Below are 15,992 nucleotides of genomic sequence, written 5' to 3' on the forward strand. Positions count from 1 at the left end.
GACGACAGTGGGCCGTTTGCCGGTCTCCTCGTGTTTTTGATGCTGGCTCTGCTATGGTATCGTATGTCAATGCGTTTCCTGGTGGTCACGTTGCTGGTGGCGACAGCCGGGTGTACGACGTTGACCGGCTCCGAGGAACCTGAGACGGTTACTCCAGCAGCAGTCCCGACAGACGATCCGGCAGACGCTCCCGCACAAGTGGTCGTTCCGGGAGTCTACGCCGACGGAGAGATCGATGTCTCGTGGCTCGTTGATGCCCATCGAGAGGCGCTTGCCAACCAGTCGTTCGTCTGGCGAGCGACGCGTAACTGGAGTGGGCAGGTCGGCAACGTTTCCTCACAGTTCGGCACCTTCCAAGAGATCACATTCGAGGAGGGAACCCGGTACGTCCGGGACACGAATCAGGACCTCAACGAACGGGGCGAACCGATCTACATCCGGTACAGTGAGTACGCCAACGGCAGCGATCGGTATACTCGAAGTATCCGGTACCTGTCGGGCGAAGTCGAATACAATCGGATCAATGTGTCGGACTCGACCGCGCGACTCATGCAACGGATAACGGCACCGGTCGCTCTCTATTTGAGTGCGGACTCGGTGCGTTCCGAGCCAGTTCGAATCGATGGAGAATCCCACTACCGGATCGACGTTAGGTCGGCCCCAGACACCGTCAATACGGGAATCAGTAATTATTCAGTCACGGCTTTCGTGACTCCAGATGGGATCGTTCGGAATCTCTCTGTGGTGTTCACTCGATCGAACGGCGATGCCGCCGAAACCATCCGATCCCAGTTCCAATTCGAAAAAATAGGCAATGTGACCGTCGATGAGCCGTCGTGGGTCGCTGACGCTCGAGCCAATCTCACTGCCGGCTGAGACGCTTTGTCGGCTTCTGTGGATACCCCTTGCGGAGAATCACCGAGGTGAGTATCTTTTGCCGAGGAGCACCGAGTCGATCACTCCTCGCCGAGAATCACGCGCTCGGTCATCGTCGCCGGGTCGAGCACTTCGTCGGCTTCAGCTTCGGTGAGGTAGCCTTTCTCCACGGCGACCTCCCGAATCGTTTGGCCGGTCTTCATCGCTTCTTTGGCGACTTCGCTGGCCTTGTCGTAGCCGATCGCTGGGTTGAGCGCCGTCGCCAGCGCCATGCTCTGCTCGACGCGCTCCTCGCAGTGCTCGCGATCGGCCTCCAGCTTTGCGACGAACTTCGTCGCGAAGGCACCGCTGACGTTGGCGATCAGCCGCGCGGACTCCAGGACGTTGCTCGCGATCACTGGCTTGTAGAGATTGAGATCGATCTGGCCGTTGGCCGCGCCGGTCGAGACCGCCGCGTCGTTGCCGACGACCTGGGCGTACGCCTGGTTGACCGACTCCGCGACGACCGGGTTGATCTTCCCCGGCATGATCGAGGAGCCGGGCTGGTTCTCGGGCTGATCGAGCTCGCCGAGCCCGTTGCGCGGCCCGGAGGCGAGCAGTCGGAGGTCGTTGGCGATCTTCTGGAGCGATCCCGCCACGGTCCGAAGCGCGCCGTGGACCTCGCTCATCGCGTCGTGGGCGGCCTGGGCCTCGAAGTGGTTGTCCGCCTCCCGGAAGGTGAGCAGCGTCTCCTCGCTGATGTATTCGGCCGCCAACTCGGGGAATTCGGGGTGGGTGTTGAGCCCGGTCCCGACGGCTGTCCCACCTAGTGCCAGTTCGGCCGCCCGTTCGCGCGTCTCCTCGACGCGGGCGATCCCCTTCTCGATCTGGGTCCGGTAGCCCGAGAACTCCTGGCCCAGCATCACCGGCGTCGCGTCCTGGAGGTGGGTCCGCCCGGTCTTGACCACGTCGTCGAATTCCTCCTCCTTGATCTGGAGTTCCTCCCGGAGCGTCTCCAGTCCGGGGAGGACGTCGCGTTCGATAGCTTCGAGGACCGCAACGTGCATCGCCGTCGGGATGACGTCGTTGCTCGATTGGCCGTAGTTGACGTGATCGTTCGGGTGGATCTTCTTCGACCCGATCTCGCCGCCGACGATCTCGGTAGCTCGATTGGCGATCACCTCGTTGGCGTTCATGTTCGTCGAGGTACCAGAGCCCGTCTGGAAGATGTCGACCGGGAACTGGTCGTCGTGATCGCCGGCGATCACCTCGTCGGCGGCCGCGACGATGGCGTCGGCTTTCTCCTCGTCCAAGAGGCCGAGATCGCGGTTGGCCTGGGCCGCACCCTTCTTGACGACGCCGAGCGCCCGGATGAATCGCCGTCCGAAGCGCTGGTCACTGATCGGGAAGTTCTCGATCGCGCGCTGGGTCTGTGCCCCCCAGTAGGCGTCGGCTGGTACTTCCATCTCGCCGAGGCTGTCCGCCTCGATGCGGTAGTCCTCGTTGCCGTAGTCCCTGCTGTCGGTCATTGCGTCCGGGGACACTCACGCCAGGAATTTAAGTGTCCGCGTGGCGGCGGCTGGGACGACTTGCTCACTCGATCCGGAAGATCGGCGGCGAAAGGTTCTCGCTGTGGCACTCCGGGCACCGACTCGGCTCGTTCAGTCGGTCGTCGAACCCGTCAAAGCCACAGTCCTCACACGCCGGGGGCGCGACCAGCAACTGCTCGTCACTATCATCGAGCGACCGGGCGATGTGCTCGACGTGCTCGATCACCGTCGCCGTCGAGAGTTCGAACGCCGCGGCGAGCGCCGTCGCGGACAGCGATTCCCCCCGTAATCGATCGGCGATCCGCTCGCGCGTGGTCCGCTGCATAGCCGTCGTTGCCGGGCCGGGAATATATACCGTCGGCTTTCCCGACACGACCACAGTCGGAACAGTACGCCTTTACCCACTCCGGCGTAGGAGTAGCCATGAAGCAGGCGATCGTCGCACGCGCTGATCTGAACATGGGCGAGGGCAAACTCGCGGCCCAGGTCGCCCACGCCGCCTTGATGGCCTACGAGGACGCGGACAGTCGAACCCAGTCGGCCTGGAAGGGCAGCGGCCAGAAGAAGATCGTCCTGCAGGCTGACGGCGAAGCAACGCTGTTCAAGCTCGCCGACAAAGCCGAACGCGAGGGGCTGGCCCACGCCATCGTCCGGGACGCCGGCCACACCGAACTCGAACCCGGCACCGTCTCGGCGCTGGCGGTCGGTCCAGCGGACGAAGACGCCGTCGATCGCGTCACGGGAGACCTATCGTTATACTGAGTGATGTTTGCCACTGAGACGCAGAACCGATGTACCGCATTCAATCGACCTATTTATCTCTTACTGAAAGGTTTATGTGGTATCTGCCCTAACTCGGGGTGAACACATTACGAGGCTACGAGTATGCAAGGGAACCAACAACAGCAGGCCTACGATCGCGGGATTACGATTTTCTCGCCGGACGGCCGGCTCTATCAGGTCGAGTACGCACGGGAAGCCGTCAAACGCGGGAGCGCAAGCGTCGGTGTCCGGACCGACGAGGGCGTCGTCCTGGCGGCGGACCGACAGACGCGCTCGTCGCTCATCGAGCGCGACAGCATCGAGAAGACGCACAAGATCGACGACCACATCGCTATCGCGAGCGCCGGGCACGTCGCCGACGCGCGAAAGCTCATCGACTTTGCTCGCCGGCGCGCACAGGTCGAACGGCTACGGTACGACCAGCCGATGGGTGTCGAGGCGCTGACGAAGGCAATCACCGACACGATCCAGGAATACACCCAGACGGGTGGCGCACGCCCGTTCGGCGTCTCGCTGATCGTCGGTGGCATGGAGAATGGCGAGCCCCGCCTCTTCGAGACCGATCCGTCGGGGACACCCTACGAATGGTCGGCACTGGCGGTCGGCGGCGGTCGCGAGGAGATCCAGGAGTACTTCGAGGACAACTACGAGGACGGCATGACCTTAGAGCAGGGTGTCGGTCTCGCCCTGGAGGGGCTAGCGGAGCCGAACGACGATGGCCTCGACCCCGACGGTGTCGACCTCCAGACGGTCGACGAGGAAGGCGTTCTCGGTGTGAGCCAGGACGTGATCGAGGAGCACCTCGAAGAGCGCGACCTGCTCGGAGGTGACGACGAATGAACCCTGATCTGAACATGAACCCCCACGACAGCGGACGGACAGACCCCTACGCACCCGAACTCGGCGAAATCGCGACCGACGAGGGAGACGGCGAGAACGTGACGAAGACCGGGACGACGACCGTCGGCCTCGCGACCGAGGAGGGCGTCGTGATCGCGACTGACCGCCGGGCGAGTCTCGGCGGTCGGTTCGTCTCGAACAAGAACGTCGTGAAGGTCGAGGAGATCCACCCGACGGCAGCGATGACACTCGTGGGCTCGGTCGGCGGTGCCCAGTCGTTCATCCGGACGCTGCGCTCGGAGGCCAGTCTCTATGAGACGCGTCGGGACGAGCCGATGAGTATCAACGCGCTGGCGACGCTCGCGGGCAACTTCGCCCGCGGTGGCCCGTTCCTCGCCATTCACCCGATCCTCGGCGGCGTCGACGACGAGGGCAGTCACGTCTACACGATCGACCCCGCCGGCGGCGTCATGGAGGACGACTACGCCGTCACCGGCAGCGGGATGCAGGTCGCCTACGGGACCATCGAGGGCGAGTACGAGTCGGATCTCTCCACCGAGGAGGCCAAAGAGCTCGCGACGAACGCGGTCCAGGCCGCCAGCGAGCGCGACACCGGTTCCGGCAACGGCCTCGTGATCGCCGAGATTACCGACGAAGGCGTCGAGATCGAGGAGTTCGACGACCTCGCGGACGCGCTGTAGACGGCAAGAATTCGGTTTCGATTTTCGTGCCTTCCACACGTCGACCAGCACGCTCTTTTCCGGTGACAGTGTAGGACGCCCAACTCTCGATATGCGACAGGCACACCCCGTCGAGCAAGCGGTCGGCATGGAGTACTACGTCAGCGACAGCGACGGCGTCGGCGGGCACCTTCGTCGGGAGCCCGCGGCCTTCGGCGTCCGTGAGGTCGAAGCCTTCCAGGTCGAGCCCATCGACGCCAAGCAGGGCGCGTACCCACACGTCGTCTTCCGGGCGACGCTCGCGGGCTGGGACACAAACGACTTCGCGAGCGTCCTCTCGGATCACCTGGGGATCAGCCGCGAACGCGTCTCCTGGGCCGGGACGAAGGACAAATACGCCGAGACGACTCAGCTGTTCTCCGTCGCGAAAGTCGACCCCGCCGATCTCGAAACGATCGACCTCTCGAACGTCGAGATCGAGGTTCTGGGCCGGAGCGGCCGGCCGATCCTCTTTGGCGATCTGGCGGGCAACGCCTTCGAGATCGAGATCAGCGAACCCGACGCGCCCGGAAATCTCGATGGAGTTCTCGACGAACTCGCCGCGTTCGCCGGCAGCGCGTCCGGCGGTGGCGAGGACGACGGCTCGATCCGCATTGGCGTCCCCAACTACTTCGGCCAGCAACGCTTCGGCAGCCAGCGCCCGGTCACCCACGAGGTCGGCCTCGCCGTCGCCCGCGGCGGCTGGACGGACGCCGTTCTCGCGTACGTCGGGAATCCACACGACCGCGAGCGCGAGGATACTCGCAAAGCCCGGAAGTACGTCACGGAAACCGAAGACTGGGAAGGCGCGCTCGATCGACTCCCCAAGCGCCTGGGCTACGAACGGTCGATGTGCCACCGCCTCGTCGAGAACGGGGCCGACGACCCCGAAGACTTCCAAGAAGCGCTGGAGGCGGTCCCGACCAACCTCCAGCAACTGTTCGTCAACGCTGCCCAGTCCTACGCGTTCAATCGGATTCTCTCGGCACGATTGGAGCGCGGGCTTCCCTTCGACGAACCGGTGGCCGGCGACGTGGTTTGCTTCGCTGACAGCGACGCCCCGGAGGAGATCGAACTGCCGGATACCGGCCGGACGCAGCGTGTAACCGCGGACAACGTCGGGACGGTTCGCCGCCACTGCGAGCGCGGGCGGGCGTTCGTGACCGCGCCGCTGCTCGGGACCGACAGTGAACTGGCGGATGGTGAGCCGGGCGAGATCGAACGGGCGGTCTTTGAGGATCTCGGGATCGGTCCGGCGGACTTCGACCTTCCGGGGGAGTTCCACTCCGAGGGGACGCGACGGGCGATCCTCCTGCGGACCGACATCGCCGTCGAACGGGATCCACTGACGCTCTCGTTTGCGCTCCCGAAAGGCTCCTATGCGACGGTCGTCTTGCGGGAGATCACGAAAGCAGATCCGGCGGACCTTTGAGCCCGCAGGTCATTCGTTGGGCAGATTCTCGACGCACGTGAGGAGGTCGTCTTCGGTGGTCCATCGGCAAAGCCGGCCTGCGTCGTCGAGCATTTCGAAGATGCCCGTCTGCATCGCGCTGTAGGGATCCTCGCTGTCGACCTCGGTGTCGAGTTCGTCCAGATCGAGGGCCTCGTACTCGCGTTTGAACACGTGCGTCTTCGCGAAGTACTCCTCCAGGGCGGTGAAATAGCCCTGTTCGACGAGAAAGCCGCCGTGGGCGTGTTCGGCGACGCCGACGATGACGTCCGTATAATCGGCCAGCAGCCGGAACTTGAGGTAGGTGTTCGTCCACTCTTTGCGGACGTCGACCATCAGGAACGCGTACGCGCCGGGCCGCTGGTTGAGTCGGTCCTTGACGAGCTGGAGGCGATCGATCTCCGGCTGGCCGTAGCTGCCCAGGATGAAATACGCCCGCTCGGCGGAGAAGATCGGCGCGAGTTCGCCGACGCTTTGCTTGAGCGATTCGTATTCCTCGGGTGTGAGTGAGGTCCCGTGGAGATACGACTTGGCCTTCTCGGCGACCTCTTCGACAGAAACCGATTGCTCGTCCATCTGGGAAACGGTTCCGCACGCGAACACTTCAATCCAACTACTGCTTCCCTCTGTGATTCGTCTTTGATCGATTCGCCACCAACCGATTCGTATTTGAGCGAAACGCTTTTGGACGAAGCGGCCGAACAGTGTGATAATGAGTACGCCAGAGACGCCGCCGAGCGACCTCGAAACCGTCCGGAGTCGGCTCAACGTCGTCACCCAGGAGACGCGGTTCTCGCTGCTGCAGGACGTCCTGGGCCATCCCGACGGGTTACCGACGCTGAAGGAACTCGATTACGTCAACCCGGGAAAGAGTCGGACTACGATCCGCCAGCACCTCGCGGAACTCGTCGACGCCGGGATCGTCGAGGAAGTGTTGCTTCCCGAGGACCAGCGGCGCAACGACCGCCCCTACAAGTTCTACGGCCTCAGTGAGGAGGGACGGGCGTTCTTGGAGGAGCACAAACTTCTCCGGGCGGAAGACACGCTGCGAGAGATCTACGATCGCGTGGAGAAAACCGACGAGATCGAACGGTACGAGTCCGCACCGCGACCCGAGCGGTGAGTATCAACGGATTTCAGAGCTGTCTTGGATATCGCATAGCTAATGCTGCCACTGGAACGCGCTTCGAATCGTCAGTGGCACAACGGCGACGATTGCTCTGACACTGAAGACATTTAAATAGTCGCTCTGGGAGCAGAATATTTTTACAGTTCGACTACTACATTATAGATGAGTACGGGAGCAGGTCAACACCACGGTCCCGTGGTGCGTGGCCTGGGAAGGGAAGTGAGGTAGTGGCTCACGCCTGTTGACTCCCCAGTTGGTTTCCGGTGTCAATAATGTACTGAGAGACGTCTTCATCGTCAATACGGTTCTTGACAAGGGTCTCAAATTGTTGCTGGGACAACTCTCCGAGTGCGTCTTCTGATGGGCGGTGTCCCGTCAGCCACGCTGCCACCTTCGACTCAAACGTGCTCTTCTGAGCGACTCCTTTCGGAGCCAGTTCATAAATGCGCCCCTCAAAATCAACGGACGGAACAGACCGTGAGCTATCGAAACGCTGGACGTGGTCTATTCGTTCAACTGCGTCCCCCTGTTCTATTCGATAGCGAAAAGCGTTGCAGGCGCAATCTGCCACAGTGACTTCAGGGTACGTTCTGTCCCCTTTTTCAAGTGTGGCGAAAGCGATGTTGACGTTGTTTTGGTTCTCGAAGTAGTCGTCAAGTATCTCAGATCGGGAGCGGAGGATGTTCTGTTTTCCCCCGAAGTTTGAGACACGGCCATCCAGGATGACGAGACAGTTAGTCGTGTCACCGTCGTGAGAGACGCCTGCTGGGACAACTGCTTTGATCGCCTCGACGGCCATGAGTGCCCGCTGGCCGCGATTAAGTGTCCCCCAGGCTGCTCGCGCTCGGGTCGGTATCTCAGTTTGTCTGAAGAACCTATAGAGTTCACCGACATCCAAGTCTGTCGATTTTTGTAGCCAGGGCTCAACACCGGCATTGAGCAGTTCCTTCACGACATGGACTGACTGCTTTCTGTCGATGAATGAAGCGCTTACAACAGTCGGGATTCTGTTTTCGTGTATGCCGGTTTCGTCGATTGCGATTACCGACTCAAACGCCTGTCCTGACGCTGTCGTCCCGGATAATTTGACAGGCGCGACCACAATCTATGCCGGTGACCCCTCAGTATAAACCTTCTACTCTGGCGGTATCATACGCCACTGCAGGGATCGGTCACAACGCGAGTCATTCTCCCATACGGCGGTCGAGTAGCATGACGACAGCAGAGCAGGAAAGATGAACCAGCAGAAGGGACATCTGAAAACCCTAAGCGGAACGCTGGATCAGGTACGCTCCTCGATCAACAAATCCATGATCGAATGACCCACTCATCTGCGCTCCTCGTCAGGCATCTGTCTCGGGCGGTTGCTCGCGCGCACTCGGGATCGCTTCGAAGTATGGATCAACCGACTGCATGTCGAGGACGACCTCCCGGAGGGCCTGCAAGACGGCGATGGCGAAGGCGTATTGGAGATCTAATTCCCGGGCAGCCACTCGTTCGGACATCGCGCCGTCAGCATAGGGGATGGCGTAGGTGAGGGCGGCCGCAAGCTTTCCCAGGCCGTGCTTTTCGAGCAGAAGGTCGAGATCCTGATCTCGGGGTGCGCGTCCAACCGCCTCGATGAGGGTCGGCGTGACTGTGTGTTCGTCCCCGTCGAGGGTCGCAGTGAGCGAAATCGGAACGGCCGAATACCGGTGGGTCTTCCGTGTCTCGTCTCGAGTCAGCATACCAAGTTCGACGAGCGTGCCCGTATCCGAGTACGCCGTCGTCCGTGGCATCTCCAGTGCATCGCCGATATCGTCGATGGTGACCTCCCCCTCGCGGAGGACAAACGTGTACAGTCGCGCCAGCCGTGGCTCCTCTAAGAGCTGGGCGACCGACAGGAGGCCGTTGATGGCCCGCTCGGAATTCCCGGCGGTTCTCGACATATAATTCATAATTCGTGTATTGAGTATTAACGTTTGGGGAGCACGTTTTAGACGGTCGGCGTTGGAGACCGATACATGCCAGCGGAGCAGGCCGAAGCGGCAGGTCCGATCGACGCCTTCCGATCGTTCTTCGCACTCAGGCGGGACGTCCTCGTCCTCTCGATCGCGATGTTCGCGTTCAGCCTGGGCTTTCAGATGACCAGCCGCTACCTCCCGGAGTACATGACTGCGCTGGGGGCTTCGGGGTTCGTCGTCGGCCTCTACGGCACGTTCGGCAACGTCATCTCGGCGGTGTTCCCCTATCCCGGTGGTGCTATCTCGGACCGGATCGGCTCCCGGTACGCGCTGACGCTGTTTGGCTTTCTCTCGACGCTCGGCTTCGCCGTCTGGCTCGTTGCGGGCCAGTTCGACGCGATCACGGTCGCCGGCGTGACGATCGAACCCTGGGTGTGGATCTTCGTCGGCCTGGTCCTCGCCCAGGCCTGGAAATCCTTCGGCCTGGGAGCCTCCTTCGCTGTGGTCAAGCAGGCGACCGACCCCTCGCGGCTGGCGGCCGGCTTCGCGAGCACGGAGACCTTCCGCCGGGTGGCCTTCCTCGTCGGCCCGGTGCTGGCGGCCGTCCTGCTCGAACTGCAGTGGAACGTCTCCCTGCTCTCGCCGATTCTCGGACGGATGGGCGACTCGTTCGCGACGAACTTCCAGTACGTCCTGCTGGTCGGGGTGGTTTTCGGCGCACTCGGGACGTTGATCCAGCACTGGCTGTACGACGCGAGCGAAGACACGATCGGGGGCTCCTTCGCGGGGATCGAGCAGATCCGGGCGGACCTCCGGGAGATGCCCGCGGAGCTGCGACCGCTGCTCGTCGGCGACACCCTCGTCCGGTTCGCCAACGGGATGGTGTACGTCTTCTTCGTCCTCGTGGTGACGCAGTTCCTCGAAGTGGGGTTCGACGCGTCGTTCGGATTCCTCGGATCGACCTATGCGGTCACCCTCTCACCGGCGGCGTTTTTCGGCATCCTCCTGGGAGTCGAGATGCTGGTCGCGCTGCTCGTGATGGCGCCCGCGGCGAAGGCCGCCGAGTACGTCGGCCTCAAACCGGTCGTCGCGCTTGGATTTGCGGTCTATGCGATCTTCCCGGTCGTCCTCATCTACGCCCCGGCGACGGAGACAGCGATGATCGCCGTCTTTGCCTTCTCTGGCCTTCGATTCGCCGGCCTCCCCTCGCACAAAGCGCTGATCGTCGGCCCCGCCGAGGCCGATGCGGGCGGCCGGGTGACTGGCACGTACTACCTCCTGCGGAACACGATCGTCATCCCGAGCGCTGCCATCGGTGGGTATCTCTGGGACTACGTTAGCCCCGAGGTCGCGTTCACGCTCGCTGCCGCGGTCGGCGTCGTCGGGACCGGCTACTTCCTGGTCTTCGGCGAGGAATTCGAGGCCTATCGGTAGCCGTCTCTACTGGATGCACTCGCGGATCGCCCTGCTTATTCGATGGGAGTTCCGATAGGACACTGATGCAGTGCCGGCAGTGCGCCGCCGACCTCGATCGACCCGGCGACTACTGCCTGGTGTGTCACACGGCGAACGCCGACGTGGTCGTTCTGGAACTCGACCGCGAGCGTGCCCGAGTGACGACCATTGACGACGAGGACATCCTGGGGCGGCGCGTCGTGACGACGACGCCGGAGGACGGCGAGTTGAGCGGCGTCGAGTTGCGGAACTTCGCCGGCCAGGTCGCCGACGAGGTCCATCGCAAGCGCCCCGAGGAAGTCTACGTCACCGGCGATCGCGAGGTTATCGACGCCGTCCGATCCCAACTTCACTACGAGTGTTACCGCGTCGAGGGCGAGAATCCGGTCGATCGGGTCCTCGAGCGCCGTGGGGAGCCCGCCCTGGAGGTCGTCGAGGCAAGCGCGGCCGAGAAGATCGGCGGCACCCACTCGACGTTGATCGGTGATCGCGACGGGATGCGTGCGATCGAGACGGTCGCGGGCCACCCTCACGTCAAGAAGATCATCCCCGGCCCGATCGACGCAAGCGGATCGAGTGCCCGCGGCGGTGTCCGCGCGAAGGCGACCCGCGCCGACGAGGGAGGGAACGTCCGACTGTTGATCCGGGACGGCTCCAGCGTCCAGGAGAACCGCGTCGTCACGACGGCCAACGATCGGGAACTCGGCGAGCACGTCCGGGCGGACTTGAACGAGGCGCTGTCGGACGCCGATCTTGGGGAGTGAGCGGCCCGGTCGTGGGCACCGGCCCCGTCGGCTGCCCGCAACTCAACAGGTTTATCAGCCCGCTGCCGTGATATTTCACCACTATGGCTGACGATCGTACCGGCAGTTCCGGTCGGTTCGGCGCGCGATACGGGCGAGTCTCCCGCCGTCGCGTCGCCGAGATCGAGGCGAACATGAACGACGACCACGAGTGCCCCGAATGCGGCCGCGACCGCGTCTCCCGGCAGGGAACCGGTGTTTGGGAGTGTGGCTACTGTGGATACACATTCACCGGTGGTTCCTATAGCCCAACCACCCCCGGCGGACGCGCCGCCCAGCGGTCGATCCGCGCGGCACTCGCCGAGGAAGGCGAGGAGACGGAGGCCTGAGATGGCCTACAAGTGCTCGCGCTGTAAACGCGACGTCGAACTCGACGAGTACGGCGGCGTCCGCTGTCCGTACTGCGGTCACCGGGTCCTGCTGAAGGAACGGTCCCGCGACGTCAAAGAGATCGGCGTCGAGTAAATGGAGTACGAGGCGGTTCTCGATTTCGCGTACGACGATTCCGACAGCGCCGCACTCATCGAGGGCAGCGTCGCCCAGGAGATCGCCGAGATCGAGGGTGATCGCACCCGGGCACGGCTCGATCGGGATGGAGACACGCTCTCTATTACGATCGCCGCTGCCGACCCAGTCGCACTGCGGGCCGGCATGACGACGTGGACGACGCTTGTCGAAGTGGCCGAACGAGCTGGCGGGGTCTGAGCCGCCATCGGCACGTTTATCGGCCGACTCGCCTTCTGGGTTGATATGGCAACGAGACAACAGGGAGACCGGATCCGGAGTGACTCGCTTGTCGACTCGGTCTCGATCGGTGGTGGACTGGCGGCCGGTGTGATCGCCTACGTACTGGGGTATGGCGTGATCGCCATCTCCAAGTCTGACGCCATCGATAGTGCGTCCGGAGTATTTGGGATTCTTAGTCAGTTCGCCGGCCAGATCGACTACCCGACAGGGTGGAAGCTCGCTGGCTGGGTTTTCTACCGCGCACACAACGTCGACATACTCCTCGAGAGCTCAGGGACGGAATCATCGAATCCCATCGCGCTTACCGAGACGGTGTTCTGGGAGCCGTGGTTCTTTGCGGTCCCGGTGATCGCACTGGCGCTCGCGGGGGCGGTCGTCGCCTACGCGACTGCTGCCCGGTCCACGACGGCGGGTGCCGTGGCCGGAGGCTCAGTCGTGCTTGGGTACATCCCCGTGGTGGCCGTCGGTGCGGTGGTGACCGGCTGGTCGACCGCGTCGGACGGCTCCTTCATGAGTTTTGAAGCGTCCGCCGGTCCGGATCTCCTCCCTGCCCTGCTCGTCGCGGGGTTCATCTATCCTCTTGTTGTCGGCGGAATCGGTGGATCGATCGCCGGCGCGATCCGCGGTCGGTAACGGCTTTTTCGCCGAGGGGACGGAGATGGCGACGAGATTCCCAGCCAGCAGTGGGGTTGTCACGCCGCCGGCGGTGAGACCACAAAAGGTGGGTTTTTCTGTGCTCGTCCCAACGTAGCGGGTATGCAGGGAAATCTGCCACCTGAAGCACAAGAGAAGCTCGAAGAACTACAGGACCTCCAGGAGACGGCCCAGCAGGTCGCCCAGCAGAAACAGCAGGCCCAGACCCAGCTGACCGAATCCGAGAACGCCCTTGAGGCCCTCGAAGACATCGATCCCGATTCGACGATGTACCGCGAAGTCGGCGAGCTCCTCGTCGAGACCGAGTACGACGAGGCCGAGGATGACCTCAGCGAGACGGTCGACAACCTCGAAGTACGCGTCGACTCCCTCGAAAAACAGGAGGAGCGCGTCGAAGAGCAGTTCGAGGAACTCCAGGGCGAACTCCAGGAGATGCTCGGCGGTGGCGGCGGTGCGCTCGGCGGCGGTCCGGACGTCGGTCCGGGCGCTGGCGGTGCATGAGCGACGACGCCACAGCATCCACTGACGCGGAGACACCAGCGGACGAAACGGTCGTCGAGACGGCCGCGGCGACGGCCGAAGACGTCGTGTTTTCGCGCCTCGACCGGTCGGCGATCGACGATCTCGACGTGACGGTGACGTTCGAAGACAAGGTACTCGAGATCGACGTCTACCTCAACGCGCCTGACGCGCGGGCCGACCCCGAAACGGTCGCCGACGACGCCGCACTCGCGGCTCGATCGGCTGTCGACGATCTTTTCGACGCCTGACCTGGCGGTCGGCGTCGCTTTTCGTCGCGTGTCTCAGTGCCCACGATCGACAGTCGAGGTGCCCGGACTCTCGTCGGTTCGATCGCTGATGAACCCGGTCCGGAAGCCGATCCACGCGAGCCCGCTGATGAACAGGATCGGCGGCAGAATCATGAAGCCCCACAGCGGGTCCAGTCCCCACCCGAGCAACAGCAACAGGTCAGCGAGCCCGAGCGCGAGAAACGGCGTGACCGCCTTCAGCGCCTGCACGCGGTCGTATTCGGGATCCGGACGGGGGTCACTCATTGGCAGTTCTTGGGGGCTCTCGCCCAAAAGCGCGCCGTTCACCCGCGGCGATTGCCTCTGAAACGGGCCGAAAACGACCCGTCTACTTCCCCCAGAAGGGATCCTTGTTCCGCCGCTTGTCCAGATACATCGACAGCGCCTCGCGCTCGTCGGCGGGGATCTCTTCGGTAAGCTCCTGTTCGAGGATCTTGGCGTGTTTCTCGGGGAGTTCGATCCAGAGTTCGTCGCCTTCCTCGATGTCCCGGCCGACCGTCGGGCCGTCGATCGAGACGGCGACGCGCTCGCCCGCCCGTGCCTCATCAACGTCGTCGCCCTCGTCCTGGATGCCCTTGAGCTGGCCGACGCGTTCCGGTTCGCCCCCATCGAATCGGGCAACGTGGGAGTTCCGGACGATCGTCCCCGAGAGGATCTCGACGCCGACCACGGCGGGATCGGACTGCCGGAAGGTGTGGTCGTCGAGGATCCGGAACCGCGCCGGGCGGGTGATGTTGTCGAGGATCTGTTCCTGCTGGGACTCCTCGATCGCCGTGACGTGGTCGTCGTACTCCTCGACGAGCTGGTAGATGACGTCGTTCTCGAACAGTCGGACGTCCTCCTGTTCGGCGAGGGCGGCGGTGTCCTCGAGGATGTCCACGCCGAAGGCGAGGATCGCCCGGTGGGTCGGTTCGTTGGCGGTCTCGGCGACCCGGATGTCGCGTGGCGCGACGTCGCCGACCTCCGCGCGCATGATCGGGATCTCCTCGTCTTCGAGGGTACTCGAAATCGCTTCGAGGCTGCCGAGGGTGTCCGCCTTGACCACGATCCCTTCCTCCGCGGTCTGGACTTCGACTTCCGCGAGTTCGGCCTCGACCTCGGCGATGACTTCCTCGACTGGGCGGTCGCGAACGACGCGAACGGGCGCGCCGGCCATCGCGTCATCGAGGTCCGGCGCGGCGATCTTCACCCCGGCTGCGGCCGCCACCGAATCGACCTTCTCGAACTCCTTTTCGGTCCGGATCTCGGCCAGCGGGCGGGGCTGGAGCAGTGCGCGGACTTCGGTGACGATCGGCTCTTCGAGTCCGCCCACGACGAGCTGGTCGTCGGCACGGATCGTCCCGTCGTAGACGACGGCATCGATCGTCGTGCCGAACCCGCGTTCGTCGGTGACCTCGAGGACTGTCCCCGCGCCCGGCCCGGTCACGTCGACCGCCATCTCTTCCTTGAGATAGCGCTGGGACAGACCCATCAGCACCGTCAAGAGGTCGGGGACGCCCTCGCCGGTCATCGCCGACAGCGGGACGACGCCGATGTTGTTCTGGAAGTTCTGGACGCGCCAGTAGAAGTCCGCCGAGAACCCCTCGTCGCTCAACTGGCCGATGAGTTCGTAGAGTCGCTCGTCGAGGTCGGACTGGACGCGGTCGGGCTGGCGTTCCTTGCTCGCCTGGATCGGCTGGTCGTCGGTGGGGTTCCAACCCGGGATCGTGTCGACCTTGTTGGCCGCGACAATGAACGGCGTCTGGGTTCGCCTGAGGATGTCCAGTGCTTCCTCGGTCTGTGGCTGGAAGCCGTCGGTGACGTCGACGACGACGATGGCGATGTCCGCCAGCGCGCCGCCCCGTGACCGAAGCGTCGAGAAGGAGTGATGGCCCGGCGTGTCGATAAACAGCAGGCCGGGCAGGTCGAAGTCCTCGGGATCGACGAGGTCACCGGCCATCTCGCCGATCACGGACAGTGGCACGGCGGTCGAGCCGATGTGCTGCGTGATCGCGCCCGCTTCGCCTTCGGTCACTGCCGACCCGCGGATCTTGTCCAGTAGCGTCGTTTTGCCGTGGTCGACGTGGCCCAGGACCGCGACGATGGGAGTCCGGAGCGACGACGACTCGGTCGTATCAGTTGGTGTGTGTTCGGCCATCCCGTCTCACCCTGAGAAGTGGTTGGTCGAGTTCGGCGTTCTCTCCATTTAAGATGTTCGTATCGCTGTCGACAAGCCACGCGAGTACTGGGGAAAGTCGCCGATCGCGTTGTCCGTC

At 63.4% G+C, this 15,992-nt stretch carries 21 protein-coding genes; 14 read left to right on the forward strand and 7 right to left on the reverse strand.

From position 1 onward, the window contains the following. Nucleotides 1-63: 63 nt before the first annotated feature. A complete protein-coding gene (locus HUTA_RS13035; RefSeq protein WP_143920386.1) occupies nucleotides 64-876 on the forward strand; it encodes a hypothetical protein in 813 nt (270 codons plus the stop codon). An 80-nt stretch (nucleotides 877-956) separates the two neighbouring features. Here the strand turns inward: HUTA_RS13035 and HUTA_RS13040 are convergent, their stop codons facing one another. Both HUTA_RS13040 and HUTA_RS13045 read right to left on the reverse strand, forming a co-directional pair. Beyond that, entirely contained in the window at nucleotides 957-2,384 is a 1,428-nt protein-coding gene (locus tag HUTA_RS13040) for a class II fumarate hydratase (protein ID WP_015790383.1), read from the reverse strand. 64 nt (nucleotides 2,385-2,448) lie between these two features. Then, nucleotides 2,449-2,730: a transcriptional regulator gene (locus HUTA_RS13045; RefSeq protein ID WP_015790384.1), complete on the reverse strand. Its 282-nt coding sequence runs from the start codon at nucleotides 2,728-2,730 to the stop codon at nucleotides 2,449-2,451. Between the two features lie 98 nt (nucleotides 2,731-2,828). On the opposite strand from HUTA_RS13045, the gene pth2 reads away from it, so the two are divergent. From pth2 to truD, 4 genes are all read left to right on the forward strand, one after another. Then, nucleotides 2,829-3,167 (forward strand): peptidyl-tRNA hydrolase Pth2, encoded by a 339-nt coding sequence (pth2, locus tag HUTA_RS13050; RefSeq protein WP_015790385.1) that lies wholly within the window; start codon nucleotides 2,829-2,831, stop codon nucleotides 3,165-3,167. A 123-nt stretch (nucleotides 3,168-3,290) separates the two neighbouring features. Beyond that, nucleotides 3,291-4,028, forward strand: coding sequence for an archaeal proteasome endopeptidase complex subunit alpha (gene psmA / locus HUTA_RS13055; RefSeq protein WP_015790386.1), 738 nt, complete (start codon nucleotides 3,291-3,293; stop codon nucleotides 4,026-4,028). Then, a complete protein-coding gene (gene psmB, locus HUTA_RS13060) occupies nucleotides 4,025-4,729 on the forward strand; it encodes an archaeal proteasome endopeptidase complex subunit beta (protein WP_015790387.1) in 705 nt (234 codons plus the stop codon). The genes psmA and psmB overlap by 4 nt, the downstream gene beginning before the upstream one ends. A 91-nt stretch (nucleotides 4,730-4,820) precedes the next feature. Continuing rightward, a complete protein-coding gene (gene truD / locus HUTA_RS13065) occupies nucleotides 4,821-6,179 on the forward strand; it encodes a tRNA pseudouridine(13) synthase TruD (protein WP_015790388.1) in 1,359 nt (452 codons plus the stop codon). A 9-nt stretch (nucleotides 6,180-6,188) separates the two neighbouring features. Here the strand turns inward: truD and HUTA_RS13070 are convergent, their stop codons facing one another. Beyond that, complete coding sequence (locus tag HUTA_RS13070) at nucleotides 6,189-6,773, reverse strand: hypothetical protein (protein WP_015790389.1); 585 nt, start codon at nucleotides 6,771-6,773, stop codon at nucleotides 6,189-6,191. A gap of 136 nt (nucleotides 6,774-6,909) precedes the next feature. Between HUTA_RS13070 and HUTA_RS13075 the strand changes: the two genes are divergently transcribed. Continuing rightward, nucleotides 6,910-7,320: a helix-turn-helix domain-containing protein gene (locus HUTA_RS13075; protein WP_015790390.1), complete on the forward strand. Its 411-nt coding sequence runs from the start codon at nucleotides 6,910-6,912 to the stop codon at nucleotides 7,318-7,320. Nucleotides 7,321-7,558: 238 nt separating this feature from the next. Here the strand turns inward: HUTA_RS13075 and HUTA_RS13080 are convergent, their stop codons facing one another. Together HUTA_RS13080 and HUTA_RS13085 are read right to left on the reverse strand one after the other, a co-directional pair. Further along, nucleotides 7,559-8,428 (reverse strand): hypothetical protein, encoded by an 870-nt coding sequence (locus tag HUTA_RS13080; RefSeq protein WP_049941354.1) that lies wholly within the window; start codon nucleotides 8,426-8,428, stop codon nucleotides 7,559-7,561. Nucleotides 8,429-8,669: 241 nt separating this feature from the next. After that, nucleotides 8,670-9,263 (reverse strand): DUF7437 domain-containing protein, encoded by a 594-nt coding sequence (locus HUTA_RS13085; protein WP_015790392.1) that lies wholly within the window; start codon nucleotides 9,261-9,263, stop codon nucleotides 8,670-8,672. A gap of 66 nt (nucleotides 9,264-9,329) precedes the next feature. On the opposite strand from HUTA_RS13085, the gene HUTA_RS13090 reads away from it, so the two are divergent. The 8 genes from HUTA_RS13090 to HUTA_RS13125 all read left to right on the forward strand — a co-directional run bounded on the left by HUTA_RS13090 (nucleotide 9,330) and on the right by HUTA_RS13125 (nucleotide 13,698). Then, a complete protein-coding gene (locus HUTA_RS13090; protein WP_015790393.1) occupies nucleotides 9,330-10,703 on the forward strand; it encodes an MFS transporter in 1,374 nt (457 codons plus the stop codon). A 65-nt stretch (nucleotides 10,704-10,768) separates the two neighbouring features. Then, nucleotides 10,769-11,488 (forward strand): DUF2103 domain-containing protein, encoded by a 720-nt coding sequence (locus HUTA_RS13095; protein WP_015790394.1) that lies wholly within the window; start codon nucleotides 10,769-10,771, stop codon nucleotides 11,486-11,488. Between the two features lie 83 nt (nucleotides 11,489-11,571). Beyond that, nucleotides 11,572-11,856, forward strand: a complete 285-nt coding sequence (locus HUTA_RS13100; protein ID WP_015790395.1) for a 50S ribosomal protein L37ae — start codon at nucleotides 11,572-11,574, stop codon at nucleotides 11,854-11,856. 1 nt (nucleotide 11,857) lies between these two features. Beyond that, on the forward strand, nucleotides 11,858-11,992 hold the full coding sequence (locus HUTA_RS13105; RefSeq protein WP_015790396.1) for a DNA-directed RNA polymerase subunit P: 135 nt from the start codon (nucleotides 11,858-11,860) through the stop codon (nucleotides 11,990-11,992). Further along, complete coding sequence (locus HUTA_RS13110) at nucleotides 11,993-12,232, forward strand: KEOPS complex subunit Pcc1 (RefSeq protein WP_015790397.1); 240 nt, start codon at nucleotides 11,993-11,995, stop codon at nucleotides 12,230-12,232. Between the two features lie 45 nt (nucleotides 12,233-12,277). After that, nucleotides 12,278-12,907, forward strand: a complete 630-nt coding sequence (locus tag HUTA_RS13115; protein WP_015790398.1) for a hypothetical protein — start codon at nucleotides 12,278-12,280, stop codon at nucleotides 12,905-12,907. Between the two features lie 123 nt (nucleotides 12,908-13,030). Then, nucleotides 13,031-13,429: a prefoldin subunit beta gene (locus tag HUTA_RS13120; RefSeq protein ID WP_015790399.1), complete on the forward strand. Its 399-nt coding sequence runs from the start codon at nucleotides 13,031-13,033 to the stop codon at nucleotides 13,427-13,429. Next, nucleotides 13,426-13,698 carry a DUF3194 domain-containing protein gene (locus tag HUTA_RS13125; protein WP_015790400.1) on the forward strand — a complete coding sequence of 91 codons (273 nt, stop codon included), beginning with the start codon at nucleotides 13,426-13,428 and terminating at the stop codon, nucleotides 13,696-13,698. Before HUTA_RS13120 ends, HUTA_RS13125 begins: the two co-directional genes overlap by 4 nt. A 33-nt stretch (nucleotides 13,699-13,731) precedes the next feature. Here the strand turns inward: HUTA_RS13125 and HUTA_RS13130 are convergent, their stop codons facing one another. Together HUTA_RS13130 and infB are read right to left on the reverse strand one after the other, a co-directional pair. Beyond that, a complete protein-coding gene (locus tag HUTA_RS13130; protein WP_015790401.1) occupies nucleotides 13,732-13,983 on the reverse strand; it encodes a hypothetical protein in 252 nt (83 codons plus the stop codon). A gap of 82 nt (nucleotides 13,984-14,065) precedes the next feature. Then, a complete protein-coding gene (gene infB / locus HUTA_RS13135; protein WP_015790402.1) occupies nucleotides 14,066-15,874 on the reverse strand; it encodes a translation initiation factor IF-2 in 1,809 nt (602 codons plus the stop codon). Nucleotides 15,875-15,992: the final 118 nt, after the last annotated feature.

The sequence above is a fragment of the Halorhabdus utahensis DSM 12940 genome, assembly GCF_000023945.1.
Taxonomy (GTDB): Archaea; Halobacteriota; Halobacteria; order Halobacteriales; family Haloarculaceae; genus Halorhabdus; species Halorhabdus utahensis.

Excerpts from the sequence above, each read along its gene's own strand:
- HUTA_RS13035 (WP_143920386.1), top strand. The coding sequence starts at position 64 with ATGTCAATGCGTTTCCTGGTGGTCACGTTGCTGGTGGCGACAGCCGGG.
- HUTA_RS13040 (WP_015790383.1), bottom strand. The coding sequence starts at position 2,384 with ATGACCGACAGCAGGGACTACGGCAACGAGGACTACCGCATCGAGGCG.
- HUTA_RS13045 (WP_015790384.1), bottom strand. The coding sequence starts at position 2,730 with ATGCAGCGGACCACGCGCGAGCGGATCGCCGATCGATTACGGGGGGAA.
- pth2 (WP_015790385.1), top strand. The coding sequence starts at position 2,829 with ATGAAGCAGGCGATCGTCGCACGCGCTGATCTGAACATGGGCGAGGGC.
- psmA (WP_015790386.1), top strand. The coding sequence starts at position 3,291 with ATGCAAGGGAACCAACAACAGCAGGCCTACGATCGCGGGATTACGATT.
- psmB (WP_015790387.1), top strand. The coding sequence starts at position 4,025 with ATGAACCCTGATCTGAACATGAACCCCCACGACAGCGGACGGACAGAC.
- truD (WP_015790388.1), top strand. The coding sequence starts at position 4,821 with ATGCGACAGGCACACCCCGTCGAGCAAGCGGTCGGCATGGAGTACTAC.
- HUTA_RS13070 (WP_015790389.1), bottom strand. The coding sequence starts at position 6,773 with ATGGACGAGCAATCGGTTTCTGTCGAAGAGGTCGCCGAGAAGGCCAAG.
- HUTA_RS13075 (WP_015790390.1), top strand. The coding sequence starts at position 6,910 with ATGAGTACGCCAGAGACGCCGCCGAGCGACCTCGAAACCGTCCGGAGT.
- HUTA_RS13085 (WP_015790392.1), bottom strand. The coding sequence starts at position 9,263 with ATGAATTATATGTCGAGAACCGCCGGGAATTCCGAGCGGGCCATCAAC.
- HUTA_RS13090 (WP_015790393.1), top strand. The coding sequence starts at position 9,330 with ATGCCAGCGGAGCAGGCCGAAGCGGCAGGTCCGATCGACGCCTTCCGA.
- HUTA_RS13095 (WP_015790394.1), top strand. The coding sequence starts at position 10,769 with ATGCAGTGCCGGCAGTGCGCCGCCGACCTCGATCGACCCGGCGACTAC.
- HUTA_RS13100 (WP_015790395.1), top strand. The coding sequence starts at position 11,572 with ATGGCTGACGATCGTACCGGCAGTTCCGGTCGGTTCGGCGCGCGATAC.
- HUTA_RS13105 (WP_015790396.1), top strand. The coding sequence starts at position 11,858 with ATGGCCTACAAGTGCTCGCGCTGTAAACGCGACGTCGAACTCGACGAG.
- HUTA_RS13110 (WP_015790397.1), top strand. The coding sequence starts at position 11,993 with ATGGAGTACGAGGCGGTTCTCGATTTCGCGTACGACGATTCCGACAGC.
- HUTA_RS13115 (WP_015790398.1), top strand. The coding sequence starts at position 12,278 with ATGGCAACGAGACAACAGGGAGACCGGATCCGGAGTGACTCGCTTGTC.
- HUTA_RS13120 (WP_015790399.1), top strand. The coding sequence starts at position 13,031 with ATGCAGGGAAATCTGCCACCTGAAGCACAAGAGAAGCTCGAAGAACTA.
- HUTA_RS13125 (WP_015790400.1), top strand. The coding sequence starts at position 13,426 with ATGAGCGACGACGCCACAGCATCCACTGACGCGGAGACACCAGCGGAC.
- HUTA_RS13130 (WP_015790401.1), bottom strand. The coding sequence starts at position 13,983 with ATGAGTGACCCCCGTCCGGATCCCGAATACGACCGCGTGCAGGCGCTG.
- infB (WP_015790402.1), bottom strand. The coding sequence starts at position 15,874 with ATGGCCGAACACACACCAACTGATACGACCGAGTCGTCGTCGCTCCGG.